This window comes from Actinocorallia herbida, from assembly GCF_003751225.1.
Taxonomy (GTDB): domain Bacteria; phylum Actinomycetota; class Actinomycetes; order Streptosporangiales; family Streptosporangiaceae; genus Actinocorallia; species Actinocorallia herbida.
Map to the genome: position 1 here is coordinate 1,377,490 of NZ_RJKE01000001.1, position 25,912 is coordinate 1,403,401.

25 protein-coding genes and 2 riboswitches are annotated in these 25,912 nt (G+C 72.2%); of the genes, 16 read left to right on the forward strand and 9 right to left on the reverse strand.

Features of this window, described 5'->3' with window-relative positions; all coding sequences use genetic code 11:
• Positions 1–135 precede the first annotated feature (135 nt).
• The 3 genes from EDD29_RS06555 to EDD29_RS06565 form a co-directional block, all read right to left on the reverse strand.
• Positions 136–417 (reverse strand): Lrp/AsnC family transcriptional regulator, encoded by a 282-nt coding sequence (locus EDD29_RS06555; protein ID WP_123663282.1) that lies wholly within the window; start codon positions 415–417, stop codon positions 136–138.
• A 67-nt stretch (positions 418–484) separates the two neighbouring features.
• Positions 485–1,234, reverse strand: coding sequence for a rhomboid family intramembrane serine protease (locus EDD29_RS06560; protein ID WP_123663284.1), 750 nt, complete (start codon positions 1,232–1,234; stop codon positions 485–487).
• Positions 1,215–2,990 carry a DEDD exonuclease domain-containing protein gene (locus EDD29_RS06565; RefSeq protein ID WP_425454953.1) on the reverse strand — a complete coding sequence of 592 codons (1,776 nt, stop codon included), beginning with the start codon at positions 2,988–2,990 and terminating at the stop codon, positions 1,215–1,217. The genes EDD29_RS06560 and EDD29_RS06565 overlap by 20 nt, the downstream gene beginning before the upstream one ends.
• Here EDD29_RS06565 and EDD29_RS06570 point away from each other — a divergent pair.
• Positions 2,975–4,321 (forward strand): NYN domain-containing protein, encoded by a 1,347-nt coding sequence (locus EDD29_RS06570; RefSeq protein WP_246052550.1) that lies wholly within the window; start codon positions 2,975–2,977, stop codon positions 4,319–4,321. The genes EDD29_RS06565 and EDD29_RS06570 overlap by 16 nt on opposite strands.
• An 84-nt stretch (positions 4,322–4,405) precedes the next feature.
• On the opposite strand, the gene EDD29_RS06575 is transcribed toward EDD29_RS06570, so the two are convergent.
• Positions 4,406–5,872 (reverse strand): transposase, encoded by a 1,467-nt coding sequence (locus tag EDD29_RS06575; protein ID WP_211359578.1) that lies wholly within the window; start codon positions 5,870–5,872, stop codon positions 4,406–4,408.
• Positions 5,873–6,421: 549 nt separating this feature from the next.
• Between EDD29_RS06575 and EDD29_RS06580 the strand changes: the two genes are divergently transcribed.
• The 5 genes from EDD29_RS06580 (at position 6,422) to EDD29_RS06600 (ending at position 12,226) form a co-directional block, all read left to right on the forward strand.
• A complete protein-coding gene (locus EDD29_RS06580; RefSeq protein WP_246052551.1) occupies positions 6,422–7,405 on the forward strand; it encodes a C40 family peptidase in 984 nt (327 codons plus the stop codon).
• Positions 7,406–7,848: 443 nt separating this feature from the next.
• Positions 7,849–8,049, forward strand: a riboswitch (cyclic di-AMP (ydaO/yuaA leader).
• Between the two features lie 46 nt (positions 8,050–8,095).
• Entirely contained in the window at positions 8,096–8,614 is a 519-nt protein-coding gene (locus tag EDD29_RS06585) for a C40 family peptidase (RefSeq protein WP_246052552.1), read from the forward strand.
• Positions 8,615–8,705: 91 nt separating this feature from the next.
• Positions 8,706–8,857, forward strand: a riboswitch (cyclic di-AMP (ydaO/yuaA leader).
• Between the two features lie 12 nt (positions 8,858–8,869).
• Positions 8,870–9,670, forward strand: a complete 801-nt coding sequence (locus EDD29_RS06590) for a C40 family peptidase (RefSeq protein WP_123663290.1) — start codon at positions 8,870–8,872, stop codon at positions 9,668–9,670.
• Between the two features lie 77 nt (positions 9,671–9,747).
• Complete coding sequence (locus EDD29_RS06595; protein ID WP_123663292.1) at positions 9,748–10,932, forward strand: hypothetical protein; 1,185 nt, start codon at positions 9,748–9,750, stop codon at positions 10,930–10,932.
• A 157-nt stretch (positions 10,933–11,089) separates the two neighbouring features.
• Positions 11,090–12,226 carry a glycosyltransferase family 4 protein gene (locus tag EDD29_RS06600; protein ID WP_123663294.1) on the forward strand — a complete coding sequence of 379 codons (1,137 nt, stop codon included), beginning with the start codon at positions 11,090–11,092 and terminating at the stop codon, positions 12,224–12,226.
• Positions 12,227–12,340: 114 nt separating this feature from the next.
• On the opposite strand, the gene EDD29_RS45285 is transcribed toward EDD29_RS06600, so the two are convergent.
• The gene (locus EDD29_RS45285; RefSeq protein ID WP_170201312.1) at positions 12,341–12,499 is read right to left on the reverse strand and encodes a hypothetical protein; all 159 of its coding nucleotides are present in this window, start codon (positions 12,497–12,499) and stop codon (positions 12,341–12,343) included.
• Positions 12,500–12,621: 122 nt separating this feature from the next.
• On the reverse strand, positions 12,622–14,403 hold the full coding sequence (locus EDD29_RS06605) for an AMP-dependent synthetase/ligase (protein ID WP_123663296.1): 1,782 nt from the start codon (positions 14,401–14,403) through the stop codon (positions 12,622–12,624).
• Positions 14,404–14,539: 136 nt separating this feature from the next.
• Between EDD29_RS06605 and EDD29_RS06610 the strand changes: the two genes are divergently transcribed.
• From EDD29_RS06610 to EDD29_RS06635, 6 genes are all read left to right on the forward strand, one after another.
• A complete protein-coding gene (locus EDD29_RS06610) occupies positions 14,540–15,313 on the forward strand; it encodes a metallophosphoesterase family protein (RefSeq protein ID WP_123663298.1) in 774 nt (257 codons plus the stop codon).
• A 33-nt stretch (positions 15,314–15,346) separates the two neighbouring features.
• The gene (locus EDD29_RS06615; RefSeq protein WP_123663299.1) at positions 15,347–15,793 is read left to right on the forward strand and encodes an SRPBCC family protein; all 447 of its coding nucleotides are present in this window, start codon (positions 15,347–15,349) and stop codon (positions 15,791–15,793) included.
• Positions 15,794–15,970: 177 nt separating this feature from the next.
• Positions 15,971–16,360 (forward strand): DUF5304 family protein, encoded by a 390-nt coding sequence (locus EDD29_RS06620; RefSeq protein WP_123663301.1) that lies wholly within the window; start codon positions 15,971–15,973, stop codon positions 16,358–16,360.
• 53 nt (positions 16,361–16,413) lie between these two features.
• Positions 16,414–17,358: an ROK family glucokinase gene (locus EDD29_RS06625; RefSeq protein WP_123663303.1), complete on the forward strand. Its 945-nt coding sequence runs from the start codon at positions 16,414–16,416 to the stop codon at positions 17,356–17,358.
• 17 nt (positions 17,359–17,375) lie between these two features.
• Positions 17,376–18,047, forward strand: a complete 672-nt coding sequence (locus tag EDD29_RS06630) for an endonuclease/exonuclease/phosphatase family protein (protein WP_123663304.1) — start codon at positions 17,376–17,378, stop codon at positions 18,045–18,047.
• 130 nt (positions 18,048–18,177) lie between these two features.
• Positions 18,178–18,594 (forward strand): hypothetical protein, encoded by a 417-nt coding sequence (locus tag EDD29_RS06635; RefSeq protein WP_123663306.1) that lies wholly within the window; start codon positions 18,178–18,180, stop codon positions 18,592–18,594.
• A gap of 34 nt (positions 18,595–18,628) precedes the next feature.
• Here EDD29_RS06635 and EDD29_RS06640 read toward each other — a convergent pair whose 3' ends face one another.
• The gene (locus tag EDD29_RS06640) at positions 18,629–19,372 is read right to left on the reverse strand and encodes a hypothetical protein (protein ID WP_123663308.1); all 744 of its coding nucleotides are present in this window, start codon (positions 19,370–19,372) and stop codon (positions 18,629–18,631) included.
• A gap of 209 nt (positions 19,373–19,581) precedes the next feature.
• On the opposite strand from EDD29_RS06640, the gene EDD29_RS06645 reads away from it, so the two are divergent.
• The 3 genes from EDD29_RS06645 (at position 19,582) to EDD29_RS06655 (ending at position 22,097) form a co-directional block, all read left to right on the forward strand.
• The gene (locus EDD29_RS06645; protein WP_342774399.1) at positions 19,582–20,253 is read left to right on the forward strand and encodes a lysophospholipid acyltransferase family protein; all 672 of its coding nucleotides are present in this window, start codon (positions 19,582–19,584) and stop codon (positions 20,251–20,253) included.
• A complete protein-coding gene (gene macS, locus EDD29_RS06650; RefSeq protein WP_123663312.1) occupies positions 20,250–21,389 on the forward strand; it encodes a MacS family sensor histidine kinase in 1,140 nt (379 codons plus the stop codon). Before EDD29_RS06645 ends, macS begins: the two co-directional genes overlap by 4 nt.
• Positions 21,390–21,479: 90 nt before the next feature.
• Positions 21,480–22,097 (forward strand): hypothetical protein, encoded by a 618-nt coding sequence (locus tag EDD29_RS06655; RefSeq protein WP_123663315.1) that lies wholly within the window; start codon positions 21,480–21,482, stop codon positions 22,095–22,097.
• Here EDD29_RS06655 and EDD29_RS06660 read toward each other — a convergent pair.
• Both EDD29_RS06660 and EDD29_RS06665 read right to left on the reverse strand, forming a co-directional pair.
• Positions 22,075–24,486, reverse strand: a complete 2,412-nt coding sequence (locus EDD29_RS06660) for an AAA family ATPase (RefSeq protein ID WP_123663317.1) — start codon at positions 24,484–24,486, stop codon at positions 22,075–22,077. The two genes, EDD29_RS06655 and EDD29_RS06660, sit on opposite strands and share 23 nt — an antisense overlap.
• A gap of 1 nt (position 24,487) precedes the next feature.
• Positions 24,488–25,030 carry a hypothetical protein gene (locus tag EDD29_RS06665; RefSeq protein WP_211359579.1) on the reverse strand — a complete coding sequence of 181 codons (543 nt, stop codon included), beginning with the start codon at positions 25,028–25,030 and terminating at the stop codon, positions 24,488–24,490.
• A 230-nt stretch (positions 25,031–25,260) separates the two neighbouring features.
• Here EDD29_RS06665 and EDD29_RS06670 point away from each other — a divergent pair, with 230 nt between their 5' ends.
• A complete protein-coding gene (locus EDD29_RS06670) occupies positions 25,261–25,911 on the forward strand; it encodes a response regulator (protein ID WP_123663319.1) in 651 nt (216 codons plus the stop codon).
• Position 25,912 lies beyond the last annotated feature (1 nt).

The following is a 25,912-nucleotide window of genomic DNA, read 5'->3' on the forward strand; positions in this document are numbered from 1 at the left end:
GGTGGCGGGCCCTCATGCGTGGTCACCTCTGACCGCCGGATCGGGCGCCCCGGAGGCGCCCCGCAGGCCCTCAAGGCCGGAGGGCCGGCTCCGGGGTCGCGAGCGCCCGATCCCGGAGCGCCTCCGGCGCGACCATCAGTCCGGCATGCCCAGGGAGAAGACCGACTCCAGGTCGTGCCGGGAGTAGGTCCGGAAAGCGATGTGGGTGTCGGTGTGCACGACGCCGGGGACCTTGTTGAGCCGGCCGGGGATGACCTCGGCGAGTTCGTCGTGGTGGCGTACCCGGACCATGGCCAGCAGATCGTGGTCGCCGGTGATCGAGTACACCTCGCTGACCCCGTCCAGTTTCACGATGGCCTCGGCGACCTCGTTGATCTGGTCCACTTCCGTCTGGATGAGCACGATGGCGGTAATCAAGGGGCCTCCTCCTTTGTGTCCGGTTCCTCCTAGGTTACGAGGGGAACGGGGGAGAGGAGATCACGACCTACCGGCGGGACGCCAGGGCGGCGGCTCTGGCGATGGCGCCGGGCCTGCGGGCCAGGAGCCCGAACAGGGCTCCGGCCGCGAAACCGTAGATGTGCGCGACGTAGGCCACATCGTCGGCGGCGCCGAGGCTCAGCCACTGGAGCACGAAGAACTGGCCGAGCAGCACCCAGGCCGGGAGCCGGAACGGCAGGAACCCGCTGACCAGGGCGATCGTGCGGGAGCGCGGGTGGATCGCCAGGTGGGAGCCGAGAACGCCCGCGACGGCCCCGGACGCCCCGATGAGGGGGGTCTCCGCGCCCGGCTGGGTGATCGCGAACCCGTAGACGGCGGCGAGCCCGCAGACCAGGTAGAACAGCAGGAAGCGGAGCCTGCCGAGGCGGTCCTCGGTGGCCTGGCCGAAGACGAACAGGTAGATCATGTTCCCCAGCAGGTGCAGCCAGCCGCTGTGCAGGAACATCGAGCTGAACGCCGACAGCAGGGGCACCTTGGTATAGGTCCGCGGCCCGCACTCGGCGATCACCTCGGGCGGCAGCGGGACCGTCTCGTCGGAGGTGAGCTCCCGGGGGATGGCGCCGAACTCGTGGACGAAGACCGACTGCGCGCAGGCCAGCGACCTCGCGTCTTCGTGGTCGTTGCCGAAGACCGCCATCGGGGTGAGCAGGAAGACCACGAAATTCGCGGCGATCAGGGCATAGGTGACGAGCGGGACCCGCCTGGTGGGCTGGTTGTCATACAGGGGAATCGCCACGTCGGCCAGCGTAGGGCTTCGGGTCCCCGTAGGCACCGTCGATCCACGCCCGCATGCCTTCCGCGCCGCCGACCGGGCAGCTCCACACCCCCGTCACCTCCACCAGGCGGACGCCCGGGGACTCCAGCCACCGCAGGACGCAGTCCATCTCCTCCGGGCCCGCAGCGAAGCGCTGAGGGCCGTCCAGCACGGTCTCGGCCGTCGCCACGCAGGCGTCGACGTAGGGCCGGTAGCGGGGCGCGCCGGGCGGGATGACGCCGGTGGCGGCCAGCCGCCCCCGCCGGATCACGGCGAGCTCCCAGCCGCCGGACGGCCCCGGGCGCGCCGCGACGAGTTCCGGGCAGGCGGCGAGGGCGGCGAACCGCTGGGCCCGCCAGGCGGCCCGCAGGAACGCCGCGAGCCTGTCGCGCCGCTGCGCGGCCTCCTCGTAGCGCAGTTCGCCCGCCAGCCGGTCGATCCTGCCGCGGGCCGCGCGCACGACCGGCCCCGCGTCGCCCGTCATCGCCGCGCGGGCCAGCGCGACGTGGCCGGCGTACGCCTCGGGGGTCTCGCGGCCGTCGCAGGGCGAGCCGCAGCGGCCCAGCTCGGGGAGCGCGCAGGTGTGCGTCTTGCCCGCGGCGATCCGGCGCTCGGTCAGCGGCTGGTTGCACTGGCGCAGCGGCGTGGTCTCGTACAGGGCGGCCCGCGCCTCTTCCGCGGACCCGGCGGACGGGAAGGGCCCGAGGTAGGCCGCCTCGTCGGACCGGCACTCGCGCACGACGGACAGCCGGGGGAACGCTTCGTCGGTGAGCTTCAGCCAGATCGCCCGCTCGGGGAACTTCGAGCGGCGGTTGTAGCGGGGTTTGTGCGCGGCGATGAGGCGCAGCTCGCGGATCTCGGCCTCCAGCGCGGTCGGGCAGGGGATGGTCCGCACCCGCTCGGCGATCCCGACCATCTCCCGGACGCGGCCGCGGGTCTCGCTCGCGGTGAAGTACGACCGCACCCGGGTGCGCAGGTCGCCGCTCTTGCCGATGTAGAGGATCTCCCCGGAGGCGTCCTCGAAGAGATAGACGCCGGGCCCGGACGGCACGGCGTCGGCCAGGTGCCGCTTGGCCTGCTGCTCCTTGGTGGGCGCCTTGGCGAAGGACTTGGCCTCCTCCAGGGAGGCGACGCCGAAGGCGCCGAGCCGCTCCAGCAGCCCGTGCAGCACGTCGACCGTGGCGCGGGCGTCGGCCAGGGCGCGGTGGTCGGGGACGGTGGAGGCCCGGAAGAAGCGGGCGAGGGTGCCGAGCTTGCGGTCGGGCACCTCCTCGCGGGTGAGGACGCGCCGGGCCAGATCGGCGGTGTCCAGGACGGGGAAGGCGGGCCAGGCGTATCCGTGCCGGGCGCAGGCCGCCTTGAGGAAGCCCACGTCGAAGGGCGCGTTGTGGGCCACGAGGACGGTGCCGCGCGCGAACTCGAGGAAGGAGGCGAGGACTTCCGGCACCCGGGGGGCGCCGACGACCATCTGCTGCGTGATCCCCGTGAGCACGGAGATGAACGGGGGAATGGGCAGCCCGCAGTCCACGAGGGTGCCGAGCTCACCGATGACCGCGCCGCCCCTGACCTTGACCGCGCCGATCTCGGTGATGCCGCACTCGTCGGCGGAGCCGCCGGTGGTCTCCAGGTCGACGACGGTGAAGGTGACCTCGGCCAGCGGGGTGCCGAGGTCGTCGAGGGTGCCTTGAACGCCTTGCATGGTCGGCACCGTATGGGCCGCGTGTGACAAAATCTGCACAGACCGAAAGGAGCGGGACCATCACTTCGGACGAGAGCCTCAGTGGGCCGCTGCCCGAGGCGGTGCGCCGCCGCGTGGTCGACGCCGCCGCCGAAGTGCTGGCCGCCCTGCCCGCCGACGACGTTCCCTTCCCGCTCAGGCGGATCGTGAAGTTCCGGCCGAAGGCACGCGCGCGCGAGGGCGGCTCGGTCATCGCCAAGCAGCTCGACGCCGACGCGGTCTTCCGCGCCAAGGTCGGCGACCGCCTGCGCGAGTCCGAGCCGGAGCTCGCCGAGGCGCTGGAGCGCGGGGAGCGCCCGGAGGGCGCCGACGCGGTGCAGGTCGCCGTGGCCGCCTATCTGCTGCGTCCCGGAGGGTGGCCCGCGCATGTGGAGGCGGCCAGGGCCGAGCTGGTCCGGGCCGCCGAGAACGCCCGCGAGTCCCAGGCCGTCCAGGAGGCCGCCGCGATGCGGGAGCGGCTGGAGGAGGCCCGGACGGCCCACGCGGCCGAGACGGGCAGGCTCAGGGCCGAGCTGAAGGACGCCAAGGCCGAGGTGGCGGATCTTCGCCGCAAGATCGGCGAGGAGCGCAGGACGGCCCGCGACGCGGTCGAGCGCGCGGCGGACCTCGATGAGGGGCGGCGGGCCGACCGCGAGGAGTCCCTGAGCGCGTTCGGCGCGCTGGAGCGGGAGCTGAAGGCGGTGCGGGCGAAGCTCGGCTCGGCCGAGGCGGCGCTGGAGTCCCACCGCAAGGCCGCCCGCGAGGGGCGCAGCATCGAGGACGTCAGGCTGCGGCTGCTGCTGGACACCCTCGTCGACGCCGCGCAGGGGGTGCGGCGCGAGCTGAACCTCCCCTCGGTCATCTCCCGGCCCGCCGACCATGTCGCGGGCGCGGTGGAGGCCGGGACCGCGGCGCACGGCAGGTCGCTGGCGGAGCCGGACGCCCAGCTCTTCCAGGAGCTGCTCATGGCGCCCCGCGCGCATCTGATCGTCGACGGCTACAACGTCACCAAGACCGGCTACGGCGAGCTGCCGCTGGCCGACCAGCGGGCCCGGCTGATCAGCGGGCTCGGCGGGCTGTACTCCCAGACGCACGCGGAGATCACCGCGGTCTTCGACGGCGCCCAGGTGGAGGGGCATGTCGCGGTGCAGGCGCCGCGCGGGGTCCGGGTGCTGTTCAGCAGGCCGGGGCAGATCGCCGACGAGCTGATCGCCGAACTCGTCCAGGCCGAGCCGCCGGGCAGGGTCTTCGTCGTCGTCTCCTCCGACCAGGAGGTCGCGGCGTCGGCGCGCCGCGCGGGCGGCAGGACCGCCACGGCGGGCCTTCTCCTCAAGCGCCTCGGCCGCTTCTGACCGTTCCTGAGCACTGTCCAGGAGTGTCCTCCCAGGTGAGTGCGTCTGTCCCGAACGGTGCTGGACAGACTGGTCCCCCGGCTTTCACGCGCCCGGTGGAGCGGCGGATCGTGTCCGCCCTCCGGTCCGGGCGGGGCGGGGTTCCTCACGCCTGGGGTCGTGGTGCCGGGCCTGGACGGTCCGATGCCCCGCATCATCGCTCTGGTGGTGTGGGGGCGGTGCCGTCCGTCGCCGGGCGCCATGGCCTTGGGCGCGCCGTCCGATCACGAGACTCGCTGCCTCATGACGGCTGGTCTTGATCTTGCGCGTGCTGGTGGCCTGCTGCCAATACCGCGCTCCCCACCGGCTGGTGTAGGCCGCGTCCACCGCCACCAACGCGATCCCTTGTTCGGCGGCCATCGACACCAGCCGGGCCTTCAAGCGGCCCGTCGGGATGCCGTGGACGACCTGCCGCAGGCGCCGTCTGCCGTGCCTCTCGCGGGTTTTGACGTCGGTGAAGTCGAGGTCCTCGATGGCGATCGCCGCCACGCCAAGGTGCCGGGTCCAGTGCAGCAGTCGGGTGAGGGCGTGGCGGAGCTGCGCGTCCCGATGCGGGGCGCTGCCCGACAGGTCGTAGGAGAACCGGCGGGGCCTTCCGATCGGGTTGCCGCGGGTGTTGAGGTGCCAGGCGGCGAGGTGGTCGGCGTTGGTGTCGACCCCGACCACACCAGCAGCCAGCGCGGCCTCCAGCGGGACCACTCGCGCGGGCGTCCGCTGCCAGGATGCGTCCACGTACCAGCGGTCTCGGGCGGGGTCGAGGTGGATGCGGTAGGCCACCGCCCGGTCCGCCTCGACCCGATCCGCCCACTCCCGGCCCCGATGGGCGAAGCAGGCGCGGGCGGCCAGCGTGTACCGGCCGTGGGGGGCGTTGGCGAGACCGGCCGGCGGGGCGGGCAGCTTGATCGACACCTGCCCATCGGGAGTGACGCGCAGGGTCTCGTTGCCGTACCGCTTGCCGGTCTCGCCATCCGCGGACAGGAACCAGCGGGCCGCCTCCCACCGCTCCTCACTCATCCCGGCGGCCTCCAGTTGATGCCGGCCACGAGCGAGTGCCTTTCCGCCCCGCACCACCCGTACCCGGCCGTCGGCCCTGTCCGCTGCGACCTGCTGCCGGCGCTGCTTCAGCACCGTGAGGCGACGGGACTTGCCGAACCACTCCGCTGCTGACCGGTACCCTCCCGGCACGCCCCGAGCGCCCTTCTGCCCGACCGGCAGAGCAAGCCGACCAGTGATCGTGGTGATGGCGGCGTCGAGGGTCGTGATGTGGGAGGTCTGGGAGCGGCGGGCCAGCGCCCACTGATCATGGGAGGCCTTCGTGATCGCGCCCGCCCACCTCGATGACGATCCCGCGGTCGGCTCCCGTTTGCGCTCGGCCCACCGCCGTGCGCTGTGGCCCAGCCCGTCACCGCAGCGGACCTTGAGGTCCCGGGACGCCAGCGATCCCAGATGCGCGCCGACCCGACGCAGCACCTCCTCGTCCCGGGCGGTGAGGCCTTTCAGACGGGTCCGCACCGACACACCACAAGCCTCCGCAACCAGAAACGGCGCGGCCATCGACCGCAGCGGCATCGACACACCCACAGCAGACGACCCCCTTCACCTGGCCGAAGTCACCGAACGTGACCGATCGAGAACCTAATCCCGATGCCAGGGCCATGTCCGGGGAATCGGACAACACACAATCCACGCCATGCCGCCGGAACCAGCGGCCGCACCCCGACCCGGGGACACGACGACCAGCACCACCGACACCACGCACACGACCTTGTGGACGCTTCCGAACACTCCTGAACACTCAGCGGGCAACAGTTCACTACCCCCGTTTCCAGCGCTCTTCCCGCCCCGGGTCCGACGGCCCGGTCCGACGGCTGCGTGGCGGCTGCGTGCCGATCGTGTGACGGGCGTGTGGCGGGCGCTGAGCTGCCCTGACGCGGCGGGATCCCGGCTAAACCCGCGAGGCGTGAGAAAACCGTGAAATAGCGGCGTTCCGGTTGTGAGAGGCCGCCTTCCGCACTAGGGTCAACCGCTGACAAACCAGTGCAAGAAGGGGCGTTTTCCGCTGTGGCCGTAGACACTCCGAAGTACCGCAGCCTGGCCGTCGCCTGCCTGGCCGCCGCCCTCGTCTGGAGTGTCCCCGGGGCCGCCCTCGCCGAGCCGACCCAGGCCGAGGCGCAGAAGAAACTGGACAAGCTCACCGAGCAGGTCGAGCAGCTCGTCGACAAGTTCAACGCCCTGAACGGCGACCTCAAGGTCGCCAAGCGCAAGCTCTCCTCCGCGAAGAAGGCGGCGACCCGCGAGCAGAAGGCCTACGACGACGCGCGCGAGGGCGTCGTCCAGATGGCCGCCGACGCCTACAAGACCGGCGACATCAGCGACATCACCACGCTGCTGTCCTCCGGCGACCCGCAGGACGTCCTCGACCAGGTGTCGATCTTCTCCCACGTGACGAACCAGCGCGGCGACAAGATCAAGGACTTCCTCGCCTCCACCCAGCGGATGGAGCGCGAGAAGGGCAACGCCCAGGACGCCTTCGACAAGGTCAACGCCAAGGTCAAGGACATCAAGGACCAGAAGGCGGTGATCGACAAGGCCATCGACAAGCAGAAGGACCTCGTCGAGAGCCTCGGCGGCGACACCGCGACGACGAACGGCCCTGTCGGCGGCACCTACACCGGTCCGGCCAGCGGCCCCGCCCGCACCGCCCTGGACTACGCCTACAAGCAGCTCGGCAAGCCGTACATCTACGGTGGGACGGGCCCCACGGGCTACGACTGCTCCGGCCTGACCTCGAAGTCCTGGGCCGCGGCGGGCGTCGCGATCCCGCGCACCGCCGCCTCGCAGTACAACTACACCGCCAGCAAGCGCGTCTCCTACGAGAACCTCCAGCCCGGCGACCTGATCTTCTTCAGCGGGCTCGGCCACGTCGGCATGTACGTCGGCGGCGGCGAGATGATCCACGCCCCCCGTACGGGCAAGAACGTGGAGATCGTCACCATTACCTCCGGCTACTACCGCGACCGCTTCGTCGGCGGCGGCCGGCCGTAGCCGCGGGCCGCGACCGCGGTCCCGCGTAACACCCCTGAAACGCCTGATTTACGGCGGTTTCGAGGTCCCGGAGGGCTCCCCGGCAGGGTGAGACCTGTGTCACCCTCCGGCAAAAGCCCGCTTCACCAGGGCTTACCTGGGCGTGGTCATCTTTGCGGGGCATTTGCCTTTCGCTGTTTCTTTGGTACCTTCGAGTTGAAGGCAGCGTTATCCGAACGTTGCCGACCGGTGGCTCCACCCAGGAGCCCCCCGTGGTACCCAGCCGACCAGCCTGATCCGAGAGCCGGTGTCTAGGACGACACCCGAGCCGCGCAGTGAAGCGTAGGACAGTGCGATCTGAGCCCTTTTGAGGGCGTCGGCGTCACCGACAAATCAACCCGCAGTCGTGCGGTCGAGCGGCGGACTCATGTCTCCGCCCTCCTCGGGCCCCATCACGCCCTCCGCCACGGCCAACGCCGAGTCCGCGCACGCGCGGAGCCGGGGACCCAACCCGCAGGCACCCCGAACCACCCCCAAAGGGTTCGAGCCATGCCCGCGGAGGGGTTAATCGGCCGGTCGCTCCCCAAAGCGACAGGTCGTAGGGCACTTCTCCACTTCCGCCCGCACCCGACAGCTAACCCGGTAGGCGTATGGAAGAAGGAGATTCCCCTGTCTCGCACCCTTGGCACTCGTCTGCCTTCCGCCCGACGTGTGCGGCTCGCCTCCGGCCTGCTCGCCACATCGGTACTCGCCCCAGGAGCCCTCATCGCGGTTCCGGCGCAGGCAGCCGCGGTCGAAGCCACGACCACGGAGCAGAAGGCCACCAAGAAGAAAAAGAAGACCTGGGCCCAGCGCAAGAAGATCGCGCAGAAGGCCCTGGCCTGGGCGAAGAAGAAGAAGGGCAAGCCGTACGTCTACGGCGCGGCGGGCCCGAACTCCTTCGACTGCTCCGGACTGGTCGGCTACGTCTACCGCAAGGCGGGCGTGAAGCTGCCGAGGACCACCACCTCGATCTACGCCCACTTCGGGCGAAAGATCAAGTGGAAGGACCTCTACCCCGGAGACCTCGTCTTCTTCTACGGAGGCCGAAGCCATGTCGGCATCGTCTCCAAGGTGTCCGGCAACAAGGTGTGGATGATCCACTCTCCCCGCACCGGTGACCACGTTCGTCAGGTACTGCTCGACAGCTACCGCAAGCAGAACTTCAACGGAGCCGTGCGCCCCTACTAGGCCACGGATCCGACCCACGGCCGATCCCTCCCGGGATCCGCCGCGAGCCTCATCAGTCAAATGCACGCGGGATCGGCCCTCGAACATGGGGGCCGTCCTCCCGCCGAGTCCGCGCCCAGCGCGGAGCCGGGGACCCACTCGCCGATCAGCGATCGGCACGGGGTGAATCGGTGGCTTGCCACCGTAGGGCTATTCCAGGCCCGAATCCGTCAGCTAACCCGGTAGGCGGCATGGAAACAGGAGTTGAAGCAAACTATGTCCGGTCGTCACGCCAAGCAGACCGCCCTGACCCTCAAGCTCACCGGTGGCTTCCTCGCCGCCAGCCTCCTCGGCAGCACCTTCGGCGCCGCAGCGCACGCCAACACGGTCGAGGAGAATACGAAGACCTCCTCGGAGGTCACCGCCTCCGCGCTGAACCTCGCCGGCCTCAGCGGCGTCAGCAAGGGCGGCCTGTCGGCCATCCAGGTCAAGCTGGACGACAAGTCCAAGGCCTCGTCGAGCACCACCTCCGAGGACCGCGCCGGCGCCCAGAGCTCGCGTGACAGCGACGAGAAGCAGGCCATCGCGGGCGTCACCGCCAAGCAGTTCGTCGCCGAGGCCAAGACCCAGCTGGGCCAGTCCGAGGACGCCAGCGGCGAGACCAAGTTCGGCGAGTGGTACGCCGACACCGACCGGGCCGGCGAGACCGTGGCCCGCGACGGAGGCAGCCGCTCCGCCTACCTCGACGCCGAGTGGTGCAACATGTTCGTCTCCTGGGTCGCCGAGCAGACCGGCATGAAGGACACCGTCGGCCAGGACGCCTGGACCGTCGCGCACGCGAAGTGGTTCAAGGAAGAGGGCCGCTGGGGCACCACCCCGAAGCCCGGCGCCATCGTGTTCTTCAACTGGAACGGTGAGAAGGACCTCGACAGCATCGTGCACGTCGGCATCGTCGACCACGTCGACGACGACGGCACCATCCACACCGTCGAGGGCAACACCGGCAACAAGGTCCAGGAGAAGGTCCGGGACGCCAGCCAGATCGTCGGGTACGGCTACCCCGAGTACAAGAGCTGACGGCTCGCGTACTGAAGCCGATCAACCGAAAGGCCCCGGTGCCTCGGAATCCGGGCGCGGTCATAGGATCGCTGCCCATGGAGTCCGACGCACCGGGGCCTTCGCGCGTCCGCACCCGCCGCGCGGTGCTGCGCGCCGGGGCGCTGACGGCGGCGGCCGGGCTGCTCGCGGGCTGCCGCGCCGACCCCGCGCCGACGGCGACGGATCCGGCCACCGGCGCGGTGAAAGCCCTGCTCGAAGCCCGGTCGGCGGCCGTGCTCGCGAAGGACAAGCCGGCCTTTCTGGCCGCGGTGGACCCTGCCGAGCCCGGGTTCCTCGCCCGCCAGGAGGAGCTGTTCGCGGTGCTCGCCGCGCTGCCCCTGGCGTCGTGGCGGGAGACCGTCGAGTCCTTCGACGGGACCCTCGCGCGGGTCAGGACCGCCCACTCCTACGCCGGTTTCGACACCGCCGAGGTGGTGCGGACCGCTTATCTGCGGGTGGGCCCGTCCGGGCTCACCGGCGATGGTGGCGACGGGCACGCCGACGACCCGCAGATCTGGTCGCGCGGGCCGGTCACGGCCGTCCGGGGGGAGTCCTGCCTCGTGGTGGGGGCCGGGCCGCTGGACCAGGTGGCCGCGGGGCTCGACCGGGCCGCCCCGGCCGTCACCGCGGTCGTCGGCCGCGACTGGGCGCGCAAGGCCGTCGCGCTGGTCCCGGTGGACGGCGAGCATGCCAGGGCCCTCGCCGGGGACCGGGACCTCGCCGAGATCGCCGCGCTGGCCGCGGCCCCGCAGAACGCCGACGGGAGCCCGCCGCCCGCCCGGATCCTGGTCTCGCCCGAAGCCTGGCCCCGCCTCAGCGCGCTGGGCCGCCGGGTGGTCCTCACCCACGAGCTGACCCACATCGCCGTGGACGCGGCCTCCGACACCACGACGCCGCTCTGGCTCGTCGAGGGCTTCGCCGACTACGTCGGCTATCTGGACTCCGGCGCCGCGGACCGCGCCGCCGCCGCGGAGCTCGCCCGCGAGGTCAAAGCCGGAAAACTGCCTTCCGCGCTGCCCGGCCACGACGCCTTCGCGGGCTCCTCGCCCCGTCTCAGCCAGTCCTACCAAGAGGCCTGGCTGGCCTGCCGCATGATCGCCGAGACCCACGGCCGGGACAAGCTCGTCGCCCTCTACCGCGCCGCCCGCACCCGCCCCGAGCAGGACGCGCTACGCGACGTCCTCGGCACCGCCGACATCGTCCCCGCCTGGCGTTCCTACCTGCGCGCCCACCTGAGCTGACCCGCACCCCCCACCGGCCTGTCCCCACGCGCCCGATGCCGGACCCTCGGAGGGCCCGGCTTCGCCGGAGGCTCGTCTCCGGGCCGGAGCGGGTGGGGCGCGGGGCGGTATGGGCGGGTCCGGGGCATCGCCGGGGTGCTGGCATTGTTGGGGTGCGATGAAGAGCCTCATAGTGACCAATGACTTTCCGCCGCGTGCGGGGGGGATCCAGCAGTTCGTCCACCAGCTCGCGCTGCGCAGGCCCGAGGACTCGGTGGTGGTGTACGCGCCGCGGTGGAAGGGCGATCGGGCGTTCGACGCGGCACAGCCGTTCCCGGTGGTGCGGCACCCGACGTCGCTGATGCTGCCGGAGCCGTCGGTGCTGCGCCGGGCGCGCGAGATCGCGCGGGCGGAGGGGTGCGACACCGTGGTGTTCGGCGCGGCCGCGCCGCTCGGACTGCTCGCGCCCGCGTTGCGCCGCGCGGGCCTCGGGCGGGCCGTGGGGATCACCCACGGGCACGAGGCGGCCTGGGCGCAGCTGCCCGCCGCGCGCGGCCTGCTCCGCAGGATCGGCGACGGGCTCGACGTGCTCACCTACCTCGGCGACTACACCAGGTCCCGGATGGCCGCCGCGCTGTCCCCGCAGGCCGCGGCCCGGATGACGCGGCTCGCCCCGGGCGTCGACGAGTCGGTGTTCCGGGCCGGGGCGGGCGGCGCGGAGGTGCGCAAGCGCCACGGGCTCGACGGGCGGCCGGTGGCGGTGTGCGTGTCGCGGCTGGTGCCGCGCAAGGGCCAGGACACCCTCATCCGGGTGTGGCCCGCGGTGCGCGCCCGGGTGCCGGACGCGATGCTCCTGCTCGTCGGCGGCGGCCCCCACCGGGCCGAGCTGGAACGGCTGGTCGACGAGGCGGGGGTGCGCGGCTCGGTGGTGTTCACCGGCGCGGTGCCGTGGCGCGAACTGCCCGCCCACTACGACGCGGGCGACGTGTTCGCGATGCCGTGCCGGACCCGGCGCGGCGGCCTCGATGTGGAAGGGCTCGGGATCGTCTACCTGGAGGCGTCGGCGACGGGCCTCCCGGTCGTCGCGGGCGATTCCGGCGGGGCGCCCGACGCCGTCCTGGAGGGCGAGACCGGGACCGTGGTGCCGGGCCGGTCGCCCGGCGCGGTGGCCGACGCGGTCGCGCGGCTGCTCGCCGATCCGGCGGCCGCCCACACGATGGGGGAGCGCGGCAGGGCCTGGGTCGAGCGCGAGTGGACCTGGTCGCGCCAGGCCGAGAGGTTCGCCGCGGTCCTGGAGGGCCGCCCGCCCGCTTGACGCACGGGCTCCGACGCTCGGGCCTGACGGCACGAGGACGCCGGCGCTCACGGGGAGCGCCGGCGTCGTGGTCGTGCGGCCGGGAGGCGGTGCGCCTCCCGGGTGGCCAGAGGGTCAGCGGCCCTGGCCTCGGCGCAGCGGGAGGGACTTCTTGGCCGCCGCGTGCCTTCCCGTCTTGGCCTGCGTCGTCGTCTGGCGCTGCTTGTTGCGCGCCGAGCGCCGCCGGTCGTTCTGGGTGCCCTCTTCGATCTCGTTGCGTGATAGCCGGGCCATCGCTGGTCAACCCCCTTCACGGACGGTCACGGAAACCATCCATCGGTTGACACTCAGTATTGATGGGGATGAACCAGGGCGGAACCGGCGAAAGGTAGATCCTGGGTACGTCCTGTCCGGGACTACCGGTAGATCTCCTCGATCACCGGCGCGAAGCCGGTGACGACCAGGTGCCGCTTCACCTTGAGAGACGGGGTCAGGTAGTCGTTCTCGACGGTGAAGTCGTCGGGCAGGATCTTGAACTTCTTGATCTGCTCGGCGTGCGACACCGACAGGTTCGCCGACTCGACCGCCTTGGCGATCTCCGCGATGACCTTGGGCTCCTCGGCCAGCTCCGCGATCGACTTGCCCGCCAGGCCGTGGGAGGCCTGCCACGGCTCGATCGCCTCGGGGTCGAGGGTCACCAGGGCGGCGACGAACCGCTGCCCCTCGCCGACCACCAGGCACTGGCTGACCAGCGGGTGCGCCCGGACGCGGTCCTCCAGCGGGGCGGGCGCGACGTTCTTGCCGCCCGCGGTCACCAGGATCTCCTTCTTGCGCCCGGTGATCGACAGGAAGCCCTCGTCGTCCAGGGCGCCGAGGTCGCCGGTGTGGAACCAGCCGTCCTCGATCGCGTCCTTGGTGGCCTGCTCGTTGTTCCAGTAGCCGGGGAGCACGCCGATGCCCTTGGCGAGCACCTCACCGTCCTCGCCGATCCGGATGGACGTGCCGGGCAGGGGTCGGCCGACCGAGCCGATCTTGATGTGCCGCGGGGTGTTCACCGACAGGGGCGCGGTGGTCTCGGTGAGGCCGTAGCCCTCCAGGATGGTGATCCCGACGCCGCGGAAGAAGTGGCCGAGCCGATCGCCGAGCGCGGCGCCGCCGGACACCGCGTGGGTGACGTTCCCGCCGACCGCCTCGCGCAGCTTGCCGTAGACGAGCCGGTCGAACACCGCGTGCTTGACCTTGAGGCCGAGGCCGGGTCCGCCCTGGGCGTCCAGGGCGCGGCTGTAGGCGATCGAGGTCTCCGCGGCCTTGGCGAAGATCTTGCCCTTGCCGCCGGTGATCGCCTTCTGCTCGGCGCCGTTGTAGACCTTCTCGAACACGCGCGGCACGGCGAGCAGGAAGCTCGGCTTGAAGGACCCGAGGTCGTCCAGGAGGTGCTTGATGTCGGGGCTGTGCCCGAGGACCACGCCGGACTCGATCACCAGCACCTGGATCATCCGGGCGAAGACATGCGCCAGCGGGATGAACAGGAGGGTCGAGCCCTGGGCGTGGCCGAGGATCTCGTCGAGCTCGCCGGCCCGCGCGTTGCGGCACAGTTCCACGAAGTTGCCGTGGGTCAGCTCGCAGCCCTTGGGGCGGCCGGTCGTGCCCGAGGTGTAGATGAGGGTGGCGAGATCGGCCAGCGAGCGGGAGGTGCGGCGCTCCTCCAGCAGCTCGTCGGAGACCTCGGCGCCGGCCTCGGCCAGCTCCGTCAGCCCGCCGTCGTCGATCACCCAGACGCGCTCGCCGCCGGCCTCCTTGATGGACGCCTTGTGCACGGCGGACTCGGCGAACACGCCGAACGCGCCGGAGTCCGAGAGGATCCAGGTGATCTGCTCGACCGAGGAGGTCTCGTAGATCGGCACGGTCACCGCGCCGGCGGTCCAGATGGCGTAGTCGACGACCGTCCACTCGTACCGGTTGCGCGACAGCAGCCCGATCCGGTCGCCCGGCTGGACGCCGAGGGCCACCAGGCCCTTGGCGACCGCGACGACCTGGTCGCGGAACTCGCCGATGGAGACGGGCTGCCAGTGGCCCTTGCCGTCCGGCCGCTTGAACGCGATCTTGCGCGGCTCGCGGGCGGCACGCTCGAACACGGTGTCCGTCGTCGTCGCCGAGGCGGGCACCTCCACCAAAGCGGGGGCGGTGTATTCACGCACTGAACTGGTCCTTCGCGTCTTCGCGGGTGGGGCTTCCAGGAACGTACCGTGAATTCGCTACCGACCGGTAGCCCCGGCTTCGAGGATATCGCGGCGTGCTCGTTCCTTGACCTGACCGCGACGTTATGTTGGAGGCATGCGGATCCACGTGGTGAGCGACGTCCACGGCAGGGCAGACGCGCTGGCCCGTGCGGGAGACGGCGCCGACGCGCTGATCTGCCTCGGCGACCTGATCCTCTTCGTCGACTACGCCGATCCGGCCCGCGGCATGTTCGGCGAGCTGTTCGGCGAGGCCGCCGCCAAGGAGTACCTGGAGCTGCGCGCCGCCGGGGAGTACGCGGAGTCCCGGGCCCTGGCCGACCGGTTGTGGGCCTCGCTCGACGGCGACCCGGGCGAGTACATCGAGAAGGCCGTCCGGCGGCAGTACGGCGAGCTGTTCGCGGCGATGCCCGTCCCGTCCTACCTGACCTACGGCAACGTGGACGTTCCCGAGCTGTGGCCGGAGTTCGTCCGGGAGGGCCAGACCGTCCTGGACGGGCAGACCGCGGAGATCGGCGGGCTGACCTTCGGGTTCGTCGGAGGGGGCCTGCGCACCCGCTACCGGACCCCGAACGAGATCACCGACGAGGAGTACGCGGCCAAGGTCGCCGCGGTCGGCGCGGTCGACGTGCTGTGCTGCCACATCCCGCCCGCGGTCCCCGAACTGCTCTACGACACCGTCGCCCGGCGGTTCGAGCGCGGCAGCGACGCGCTGCTGGAGGCGGTCCGCGCGACCCAGCCCCGCTACGTGCTGTTCGGCCATGTGCACCAGCCGCTGGCCGCGCGCACCCGGATCGGCAGGACCGAGTGCGTCAACGTCGGGCACTTCCGCGCGAGCGGAGAGCCTTACGTGCTGTCGCTGGAGGAGTAATCTCCGGCATAGGACCATGACGAAGGGGACGCGATGGCCGACCGGACGAGCTCCAGCATCACGATCAACGCCGCCAAGTCGAAGATCATGGGGGTGATCGCCGATTACGCCGCGTACCCGCAGTGGGCCGACGGCATCTCCGCGGCCGAGGTGGTCAGCTCCGACGCGCAGGGCAGGCCGGAGGTCGTGCGGATGACGCTGGCGTCCGGGCCGATCAAGGACACCTACAGCGTCCGCTGTCATTGGTCGGGCGAGGACGAGCTGCGCTGGGACCTCGCCGAGCCGGGCACGGTCGTGTCGGGCCTGAGCGGCAGGTACGCGCTGGGCGAGGGCGTGAACGGCACCGAGGTCCGCTACGAGCTGGCGGTGGACGTGAAGATCCCGATGATCGGGATGATCCGGCGCAAGGCCGAGAAGGTCATCATCGACTCCGCGCTCAAGGGGTTGAAGCGCCGGGTCGAGGTGGCCGCCGCGGGCTGAGCCGGGTCGTCCGCGGGGGCGGGCACGGCAGGCGCGGGCCGAGGGATTCGGAGGGGCTGGCGCGGTGGACCGGTCGAAACGGACAATGGGGGCTGTGTGCCGAACACATCGGTACGCGCGGGTAACCGGTCGGGCACGGTACGGTTACCGGCCGACCATGAGGCGAATGGGAAGCGCATGACCGATCAGCCGGGAAACGTCCTCGAAGAGGCCTTCAAGCTGTTCGAGGCGGTGCGCCGCCGGGTGGGCGATGACCGTGCGGGCGGCGGCGGAGGCGGTGACGTGTGGAGTGAGGCGGTCCGCGAGGAGCGGACGGAGTCGACGTGCCCGCACAACTGCCCGGCCTGCCGGGCCATGGAGGCCGCCAAGGCCCACGGGCCCGAGGTGCTCGGCCATGTGGTCGACGCCGGCCAGGCGCTCTTCGCCGCCTTCCAGGAGGCCGTGGCCGGATATGAACGCACGCGCTCGTCCCGCCCCGAAGACGCGGCAGGGACGTGGCGGGCGGAACGCGCACCCCGGGAAGGGGAGCGCCCGTCCGGCGGGGACGACCCGCAGGACATCGGCTGAGGTGGCACACCCGGACGACGGGAACAGTCCGGGGGAAAGAGGAGGATCCAGGGATGTCGCTGACCATCGGTGTGGATGTGGGTGGCACCAAGGTCGCCGCGGGAGTGGTCGATGATCAGGGGCGAATCCTCGAGAAGCTGCGCAGGCCGACGCCGTCGACGAACCCGGAGCTGACCGCCGGGGTCATCGCCGAGGTGACGAACCTGCTGAAGGCCAAGTACGCCGACGTCAGCGCGGTCGGGCTGGGCGCGGCGGGCTTCGTGGACGAGACGCGCTCGGTCGTGCTGTTCGCGGCGAACCTCGCGTGGCGGGACGAGCCGCTGAAGCAGAAGGTCGAGAAGCTCACCGGCCTGCCCGTGGTGGTGGAGAACGACGCCAACGCCATGGCGTGGGGCGAGTACCGGTTCGGCGCGGGCCGCGGCGAGGAGCACGTGGTCTGCGTGACCCTGGGCACCGGCATCGGCGGCGGCATCATCGTCGACGGCAGGCTCTACCGCGGCAGGCACGGGATCGGCGCCGAACTGGGCCATGTCCGGGTCGTCCCGGACGGGCGGCGCTGCGGGTGCGGCAACCGGGGCTGCTGGGAGCAGTACGCCTCGGGAAACGCCCTGTCGCACGAGGCCCGCGACCTGGCCCGGGTGGAGCCGGGACGGGCCGCCCGGATGATGGAGCTGAGCGGCGGCACCGTCGAGATCACCGGCCTCGCGGTGTCCCAGGCCGCCCACGAGGGCGACCCGGCGGCGCTGGAGTGCTTCGACACCGTCGCGGACTGGGCGGGGCAGGGCCTCGCCGACCTCACCGCGACCCTCGACCCCGCCCTGTTCATCATCGGCGGCGGGTTGTCCGCGGTCGCGGACCTGTTCCTCGACCGGATGACCAAGGTCTACACCGAGTCCGTCACCGGGCGCGGCCACCGCGGGATCGCCGAGATCCGGATCGCCGAACTCGGCGCGGACGCGGGGATCGTCGGCGCGGCCGACCTGGCCAGGCAGCAGTAGCGGCGGGAGGCGGCCGGGTGGCCCGGGTCCTCACCTACAACCTGAGGTCGCTGCGCGACGACCCGGCCGCCCTCGCACGGGTCGTCCGCGCCTGCGCGCCCGACCTCTTGTGCCTCCAGGAGGTGCCGCGCTACGGCCGCTGGCGCGCGGCGCGGGAAGGGCTGGCCCGGTCCGTCGGGATGCGGGTGCTGGCCGGACGGCGCGCCGCGGGCCTCGCCGTGCTCGGCGGTCCCGGGGTGCGGCTCGTGCGGGCCGGGTTCCACCGGCTGAGCTGGGCGCCGCCGCGGCACCGCAGAGCGCTGGCCGTCGCGGTGGTGGAGGTGGCCGGCCGGGAGCTCGCGGTCGCCTCGGTGCATTTGGGCCTCGATCCGGTGGAGCGGCTCGGGCACGTCAGGGAACTGCTCGGCCTGCTGCCCGCCTACCGGGCCCCGGTGGTGCTCGGCGGCGACTTCAACGAGGGCCCGGACGGCAGGGCCTGGACGGTGCTGTCCGGGGTGCTGCGCGACGCGCACGCGGCGGCGCCCGAGGGCGGCGCCGCGACCTTCCCCGCGCGTCGTCCCGGCCGGCGGATCGACGGGTTCTTCACCGATCCGGAGCTTCCGGTGCTCGGCTGCGGCGTCCCGGCAGGTCCGGTCGGGGATCTCACCCGCGCGACCGACCACCTTCCGGTGCTGCTGCGGCTCGGCTGATCCTGACCGGAGGATGACCGCGGGGCCCGCGGCCCGGTCAGGTCAGACGGGCCCGCGCGCAACCCCGGCGCGCCAGGCCCGCTGCCGCTAAAGTCCCGCTTCGGGTCATCTTGCAGCGTGGAGGCGGGTCATGGAGATTCTCATCAACCTCGGCATCGGCAAGGCGGTGACCGTCGCCCCGGGCACGCGGCTGCCGATCGCCTTCGACGTGGAGTGGAACGATCCCGACGGCGTGCACGCCAAGGGGGCGGTGGCCCCGTGGCTGCCCAAGGAGTCCGGCCTGCACGTGACCACGCTCACCGTGACCGTCAGCGGCCAGACCGCGGGCGAGAAGGTCAAGCTCACGGTGGCCGAGTACGCCAGGGACGGGTCCGCGCGCGTCAAGGACGTCGTCGGCGAGGACAAGGTCGGCAACGGGACCAAGGTCGACTACACGCTGACGGGCCTGGTGTCGCTGTTCAAGGACAAGTCCTACCGGGCCGAGGTGGAGAACTTCGGCACGACGACCGTCACCGTCGAGAAGGCCTTCCTCAAGGTCGCCAGGTAGGCGGGCCTTCCGTCGGGCGGGGACGCGCGCCCCGTCAGATGACGGCGCCGTCGTCGCCGTCGCGGGGCTCGTCGCCCATCCGCAGCACGAGGGTGACGAAACCGCCGATGAACGCCGCGACCGCCAGGAACGCCGCCCACCCGGGAGACGACCAGCGCAGCACCACGGTGGTCAGTATGTAGGCCGGGCCGCCGACCAGGCAGACCCAGGCGAGCCGGGTCGTCGGGTCGCCGGTGGGCAGCGGGGGAGGGGGCGGGGGCTCGTAGTGGCCCTCGGTGTCCTCCTCCAACGACCCGTCGGCCTTGACGGGGGGCTCGTCGTCGTCCTCGGCGTCCTCGTCGGCCGCGGGCGGGCCGGAGAAGACGATCCGGGCCGTCGGCAGGCGCCCGGTGCGGTCCTCGCCCGGGTCCAGATGCTCCGAATCCGGCCACGACTGCTCGGCGGGCACCTCGTCGAACCCGGCGATGATCGCGGCGAAGGCCGCGTCATCGGCGCTCTGGTCGCGTTCCGCGGGGTTCTTCTCGGCGGCGGGCGGCGCGGGGGAGGCGGCCAGCCTGTCCCGCAGGAGGGGGTGCAGCAGTTTCTCGGCCTCGCCCTTGTGCGCCGCGTCCACGTGCACCCGGTCCAGCACGTCCGGGCCCGCCGTGTCGCCCTCCAGCGCGTACGCGGCGATCCCCGCCGCGCCCAGCACGGCGAGCAGCTCGTCGGCGAGATCGGGGACGAGGTCGATCAAGGGTGTGTAGGTGTCCGCTGACAACCCGTTCTCGCGGCGGTTCACTTCCCTCAGCTCCTCGGGTACCCGACGACCATCATGCGATGAGCCTACGGTGCGAATCGTCCCATGGAGCGCGCGGGGACGCGATCGTTCCGGCGGCCGCGGTCCATGCGAAGATGTCTCGCGCACTGCGAACGGGTGACAGGCGAGAGAGGCGGACGCGGATGTTCTGGTGGGTCGTCAAATCCATCTTGGGTCCCATTCTCTGGGTCGTGTGGCGGCCGAAGAACAGCGGGCTCGGCAACGTGCCCGAGCAGGGCCCGGCGATCCTCGCCTGCAACCACCTTTCGTTCGCCGACCACTTCTTCGGTCCGCTGCCGCTGCGCCGCAGGATCGTCTTCCTCGGCAAGCGCGACTACTTCACCGGCAAGGGGATCAAGGGCTGGTTCAGCCGGTTCTTCTTCAGCGGCGTCGGGGTGATCCCGATCGACCGGACCGGCGGCAAGGCCAGCGAGGAGGCCCTGGTCACGGGGCTGCGCGTGCTGGGCGAGGGCAAGCTCCTCGGGATCTACCCCGAGGGCACCCGGGTCCCGGACAACCGGCTGTTCCGGGGCAAGACCGGCGTCGCCCGCCTCGCCCTCCAGGGCCGGGTCCCGGTCGTGCCGATGGCGATGATGCACACCTTCGAGCTGATGCCCGCCGGCGCGCGGCCGAAGGTCTTCGGGCTGCCCGGCCGGCCCGGCGTCCGGTTCGGCGTGCCGCTGGACTTCTCGGAGTACTACGGCCGGGAGGACGACCGGGAGGTGCTCCGCACGGTCACCGACCGGATCATGAAGGCGATCCAGGAGCTGTCCGGCCAGGAGTACGTCGACAGGTACGCCGCCGAGGTCAAGGCCGAGGCGCAGGGCCGCGAGGCGCGCCGGTCGGACGACGACGAGGAGTGAGCGCGGGCGTCGAGGCGGTCCTGTGGAGGTCGATCGCGGTCTTCCGCGCCGTCTCCTGCGCCTACGCCGGGGCCCTCATCGTCTCCGCGCACGGGGATTACCGGCGTCCGCTGGGCGGGTTCGCGGTCCTCGCGGTGATGGCGGCCTGGACCGTCCTCGCCGTGCGGGTGCGGGGCGGGGCCCGGTTCGGGGCCGCCGACGTGGCCGTCGCGGTCGGCTGCCTGCTCGCGACGGGCCTGGTGGAGACCCGGGCGGAACTGGCCGCGGGGACGCCCAACCTCACCGTCAGCTGGGTGGCCGCGCCCGTCATGGCGTGGGCGCTGCGCGGCGGGATCCGGCACGGGGTCGGCGCGGCGGTCGCGGTGGCGGTGCCCGACGTGGCGCTGCGCGCGCTCTACGCGGGGGTCTTCACCCAGACGACGTTCAACGGGGTGGTCCTGCTGCTCATGGTCGGCGTGATCGTCGGCTCCCTGGGCCGGCTGGCGCTCGGGGCGGAGCGGCGGATGGCCGAGGCCGTCGCGCTGGAGACCGCGACCCGCGAGCGCGAGCGGCTCGCCCGCGACATCCACGACTCGGTGCTCCAGGTCCTCGCGCTGGTGCAGCGGCGCGGCGGCGAACTCGGCGGCGAGGCCGCGGCGCTCGGCAGGCTCGCGGGCGAGCAGGAGGCGGCGCTGCGCGCGCTGATCTCCGGGCCCGCGGACCCGCGGCCCGTCCCCGGCCCCCGGGCCGCCTCGGGGGCCCCGGGCGGTGACCTGGTCGACCTGCGCGCCCTCCTCGCCCGGCGGGGCTCGGCGACCGTCCAGATCGCCACCCCGGCCACGCCGGTGCCGCTGCCCGCCGAGACCGCCCGGGAGGTGGCCGCGGCCGTCGGCGCGGCCCTGGACAACGTCGCGGCGCACTGCCCGCCCGGTACCCGCGCCTGGGTGCTGGTCGAGGACGACGGCGCCGCCGTGACGATCGGGGTCCGCGACGAGGGGCCGGGCATCGCCGCGGGGCGGCTGGAGGAGGCCGCCGGGGACGGACGGCTCGGCGTCGCCCAGTCGGTGCGCGGGAGGATCCGCGATCTCGGCGGCACCGTGGAGATCGTTTCGGCGCCCGGCCAGGGCACCGAGATCGAATTGACCGTCCCGCGCTGACGACGCGCTTACCCCGGGCACGGCAAACTGGGCCGAGGGCCGCCGCCGCACCTCCCTCGACCCCCGACCGCGCCGGCCCGGGAGAGCCTGATGTCTGAGAGCCAGGACAAGCCGGTCGCGGGCGAGCGGGGCAAGCTTCCCCTGCCGGATGCCGACCCGCAGCCCGCGCCGATGCCCGAGGCGCCCCTCGCGTCCGAGCAGCCGCCGCCCGCCCCCATGCCGCCGCCCCCGCCCGGACCGCCCGCGCCCCCGGTGCCGCCGCAGCCGGGCCCGCCGCCGTTCCCGCCCGTCGGGCACCAGGCCCCGCCGCCGCCTCCGCCGTTCCGGCCGGAGGGTCCGGTCGCGGGCGGCCCCGGGCGTCCGCCGGTGGCGGCGCGGGTGCGCGCGATCCTCACCCCCGGCCTGCTGTCCCTGGTGGGCGCGGGCCTGCTCGGCGGCCTGGTCGGCGGCGGCGTCGTGGCCCTGGCGGCCGGGGGCGACGACGACCACGAGGTCATCCGCGTCCAGTTCGACCCGCGCTGGGACCGGGGCGGCTTCTCGGGCAGGGGCGAGTGGGGAGACCGGGGAGACCGGGGCGACCGGGGCAGCGACTGGTACGTGCCGGATCAGGTGCCGTTCCCGGTGCTGCCGCAGATGCCCGACGAAGGCCCGGTGCAGCCCTCGCCGGCCACTCCGGCCCCGCCGATCACCCCGTCCCCGTCGTCCTGAGGCCGGGCACCGGCAGCGTCAGCGTCACGCCGGTGTGTCCCTCATGGGCGGTCACCGCGGCCTGGTGGTAGTGCTCCAGGCTGCGCTGGAACTCCGGCCTCGTGTAGACGGTCCCGTCCACGAGCGGCCCCTGCCTGCCGTCGATGACGGCGATGACGTCGTCTCCGGTCAGGGTCTTGTGCGCCTCCAGGGCGTGCGCCACGGCGAGGACCTCCAGGCGGCTCTCGGCGAGGATCTCCTCGGCCTTGGCCAGGAGGTCGGCGAGCATCTTCTCGATCCGCTCGCCGAGCCGTCCGGACGGCGCGTCGCCGCCGCCCTGCTTCGGCACGGCGACGGCGACCCCGACCGGGCCGCCCTTGGCGTCGGGCGTGCCCGGGCCGATGCCGAGCGCCTGGAGCGCGGTGAGCGAGGAGACCCCCGCGCCCATGCCCCAGTACGCCTCCATCAGCGCCGCGACGGTCGTCGCGGACTCCAGGTCGCCCGACACGCCCGAGGAGTTGTCCTCGCCGAAGAACATGCGCTCGCCCGCGAGCGAGGCCAGCGAGACGAGGATGTCGGCCTCGTACTCGCTGCGCCAGCGGGTGAACTGGTCCTCGGGCTTGATGCTGGCGACCATGCCCAGGTAGTCGCTGCCCTTCTCGATGGTCGCGACGTCGATCTCCAGATGGCGCCGGGTCCGGTAGGCCATGACGGCGTGGCACGCCTCGTGCACGGCGACCGCGTGCCGCTCCCGCTCGATGTACTCCACGTCCTCGGGCGGGCCGAGCTGCTTGAGCCGCTTGGCCCGCATGACGTCGGCCCAGGTGATGACCTCGCGGCCCTCGCGGATCGCGGCGATGAGCGACTCGTTGACCAGGTCCTTGATGGTCGCGCCCGTCGCGTACGGGGTGACGACGGCGAGCTTGTCGAGCTGCTCGTCGGTCAGCTCGTGGGCGACCTTGGCGAAGTAGCCCTTGTAGGTGCGCAGGCGGCCCGCCTTGGACGGGTAGCCGACCTTGTAGATCCGGTCGATGCGGCCGGGACGCAGGAGCGCCTCGTCCAGGGCGGTCGGCAGGTTCGTCGCCATCATGATGAGGATGCGGTACTTGGGCGGCGGCTTCGGGCGCATGCCCAGCGCGCGGCGCACATGCCGGTTGACGAAGCCGCGCGGTTTCTTCAGGCCGGACATCTCGGTCAGAAGGGCCTGGAGGGTGCCCATGTCGCCGCCTCCGCCTCCGCCCATGCCCATTCCGGCGACGACCTTGTCCTCGATGCCGCCCCGGGCCGCCGCCCCGCCCGTCACCAGGACCTGGCGGGTGTGCTCGGACAGGTAGTGGCCGCCGTGGCAGCCGCTCGCGGCGCCGAACCCGGGCTGGCCGAGGGGGCCGCCGCCGCTCGGCAGGGAGCGGCGGCCGAGCGAGTCGGCCTCGTCGAAGAAGACGATGACGCCGCCGTAGCGCAGCGCGAGCTTGCGCAGCTTGCGGAACAGGCCCTTGACCTTGAGCACGCCGATGCCGAAGAACATGTTGATGAACGCGCCGGGGTCGACGAACACGTACGGCCGGCCCGTCTCGCCCGCGACCGCCTCGGCCATGAGGGTCTTGCCGGTGCCGGGCGGGCCCCACAGCAGGATGCCGCCGGGCACGTAGCCGCCGCGCTCCTCGATCCGGTCGGGGTCCTCCAGGTAGAGGATGTTCTCGCGGACCCGCTCCAGCACATGGTCCTGGCCCCATACGTCGGTGAAGCGGGTCTTGATGTCGTCGGGGTAGTAGACCTCGACGCCGCCGCGCGACAGGAACCAGAAGATCGCGACGAACTGGCCGACCGCGATGAGCATGATGAAGACGATCTGGAGCACCATCGGCATGGCGTTCCACAGCAGCGCGGGCACCTCGAACAGGGCGAGGACCGGCGAGGTGTCGCGGGCCGCGCCGATGACGACGGCGATGATCGCGATCCAGCACAGCCAGGTGAGGATCCGGCCGACGCGAAAGCGCGTCCAGGGGCTCAGCCGGCGCTGCGACTGGCGCTCGAACCCGCCGAAGAAGCGCTCGGTCCAGAACCGGTGGTAGCCCGACCACCGCTCGCTGACGAGGTAGTGCGTCTGCCGGACGAGTTCGACCACCGCGATCGCGTACAGCCAGGCCGACGCGGCGTGCCGTTCGCGGGCGGCGTCGCCGAACGGCAGCAGCGGATTGTCCGCCATCGCCGCCCAGACCAGGACGAACCACAGCACGGTGAGCATCAGCAGGTATTTCACCCTGTCGAACAGGGCCATCCGCTTGCGGACGGGCCCCTTCGGCCGCGTCCCGGTCTCCCGCTCCGGTTCGGACTCCGCCGCGACCACCGCGTCGGGGGCGTCCTCGGTGACGGGGGCGGGCCGGCCGCCCCCTCCGCGCCGAAAGATCATGTCAGTTCCTCACCGTGAAGGAGGTGGCGATGGCGTCGAGTTCGTCCCCGCGCTCGGCGAAGCACCGGGCGGAACACCGGATGACGAGCCAGTACAGGCGTCCGTCGTCGCTGGTGTAGGCGGTCTGGTCGAAGGTCTGGCGCAGGCCGAGCGTGAAGTCGTAGCTGTAGACGACGCGGACCCCGCGCAGGCCCTCGCCGGGCGTCAGGGTCTCGTCGCGCAGCAGCTCGAAACCGGGCAGCCCGTTGCCGCCCTGCTCGGCGGTGCTGCGGGAGGTCTCGGTGACGGGCAGGAAGAGGTCGCGCAGCATGTTGAGCGAGACGACGCCGCGCTGCTCCTCCGACAGGGGCCTGACGTTGGCGTAGACGAAGGGCTCGTCGCTGCCGGAGTCGACGAGGTGGCCCGCGCTGGGCGTCCCGGCCGCGTCGAACCCGACCGACCAGGTCGTCTCGTTGATGCGCGTGGCGGCGGCCGAGTCCGCGTCGGCGCTGCCGACGACGAGGTTGAGCGGCTGCTCGTCGATGCGGTGCCAGGTGGCGGGCACCTTGAAATAGGTCTTATCTTCGGAATTCTTTACATAGTGATACGAAGGGGCTCCGCACGCGGCGAGCAGCGGAGCCAGGCACGACAACAGGACGACGGGAAACACGAAGCGCGCGCGAAGCACCGGGGGGACCTCCGCGGATGGGGGTTTGCCTCGCCTTCTCATACCCGGATTCGCCGTCGGGTCACGCTGTTACCTCAGATTTACAACGATTTAAGAAATGGGGCGATATGAACGGCATCAGGGTGATGGTGGTGGACGATCACCCCATGTGGCGGGACGGCGTGGCGCGTGACCTGGCCGAGGCCGGATACGACGTCGTCGCCGCGTGCGGGGAGGGCCGCCAGGCGGTGCGCGTCGCGGCGGCGGTGCGGCCGGAGGTGGCCGTCGTGGACCTGCGGCTGCCCGACATCTCCGGGGTGGAGGTGACCCGCGCGCTCACCGCGCTGGACGCGCCCGCGCGGGTCCTCGTGCTGTCGGCGAGCGGCGAGCAGGAGGACGTCCTGGAGGCCGTCAAGGCGGGCGCGACCGGCTACCTGGTGAAGTCGGCGGCCCGCGCCGAGTTCCTCGACGCCGTCGCGCGCACCGCGGAAGGCGACGCGGTGTTCACGCCGGGCCTGGCCGGGCTCATCCTCGGCGAATACCGCCGCCTCACCGCGGCGCCCGCCCCCGCGCCCGACACCCCGCGCCTCACCGACCGCGAGACCGAGATCCTGCGCCTCGTCGCCAAGGGCCTCACCTACCGGCAGATCGCCGAACGCCTCGTGCTGTCCCACCGGACCGTGCAGAACCACGTCCAGAACACCCTCGGCAAGCTGCATCTGCACAACCGGGTGGAACTGGTCCGCTACGCCATCGAGAAGGGCCTCGACACGCCCTGAC

Bases quoted from the DNA above. Each gene is read 5' to 3' on its own strand.
- EDD29_RS06660 (WP_123663317.1), bottom strand. From the start codon at position 24,486: ATGATCTTTCGGCGCGGAGGGGGCGGCCGGCCCGCCCCCGTCACCGAG.
- EDD29_RS06610 (WP_123663298.1), top strand. From the start codon at position 14,540: ATGCGGATCCACGTGGTGAGCGACGTCCACGGCAGGGCAGACGCGCTG.
- EDD29_RS06670 (WP_123663319.1), top strand. From the start codon at position 25,261: ATGAACGGCATCAGGGTGATGGTGGTGGACGATCACCCCATGTGGCGG.
- EDD29_RS45285 (WP_170201312.1), bottom strand. From the start codon at position 12,499: ATGGCCCGGCTATCACGCAACGAGATCGAAGAGGGCACCCAGAACGAC.
- EDD29_RS06615 (WP_123663299.1), top strand. From the start codon at position 15,347: ATGGCCGACCGGACGAGCTCCAGCATCACGATCAACGCCGCCAAGTCG.
- EDD29_RS06590 (WP_123663290.1), top strand. From the start codon at position 8,870: ATGTCCGGTCGTCACGCCAAGCAGACCGCCCTGACCCTCAAGCTCACC.
- EDD29_RS06625 (WP_123663303.1), top strand. From the start codon at position 16,414: ATGTCGCTGACCATCGGTGTGGATGTGGGTGGCACCAAGGTCGCCGCG.
- EDD29_RS06595 (WP_123663292.1), top strand. From the start codon at position 9,748: ATGGAGTCCGACGCACCGGGGCCTTCGCGCGTCCGCACCCGCCGCGCG.
- EDD29_RS06620 (WP_123663301.1), top strand. From the start codon at position 15,971: ATGACCGATCAGCCGGGAAACGTCCTCGAAGAGGCCTTCAAGCTGTTC.
- EDD29_RS06635 (WP_123663306.1), top strand. From the start codon at position 18,178: ATGGAGATTCTCATCAACCTCGGCATCGGCAAGGCGGTGACCGTCGCC.
- EDD29_RS06600 (WP_123663294.1), top strand. From the start codon at position 11,090: ATGAAGAGCCTCATAGTGACCAATGACTTTCCGCCGCGTGCGGGGGGG.
- EDD29_RS06655 (WP_123663315.1), top strand. From the start codon at position 21,480: ATGTCTGAGAGCCAGGACAAGCCGGTCGCGGGCGAGCGGGGCAAGCTT.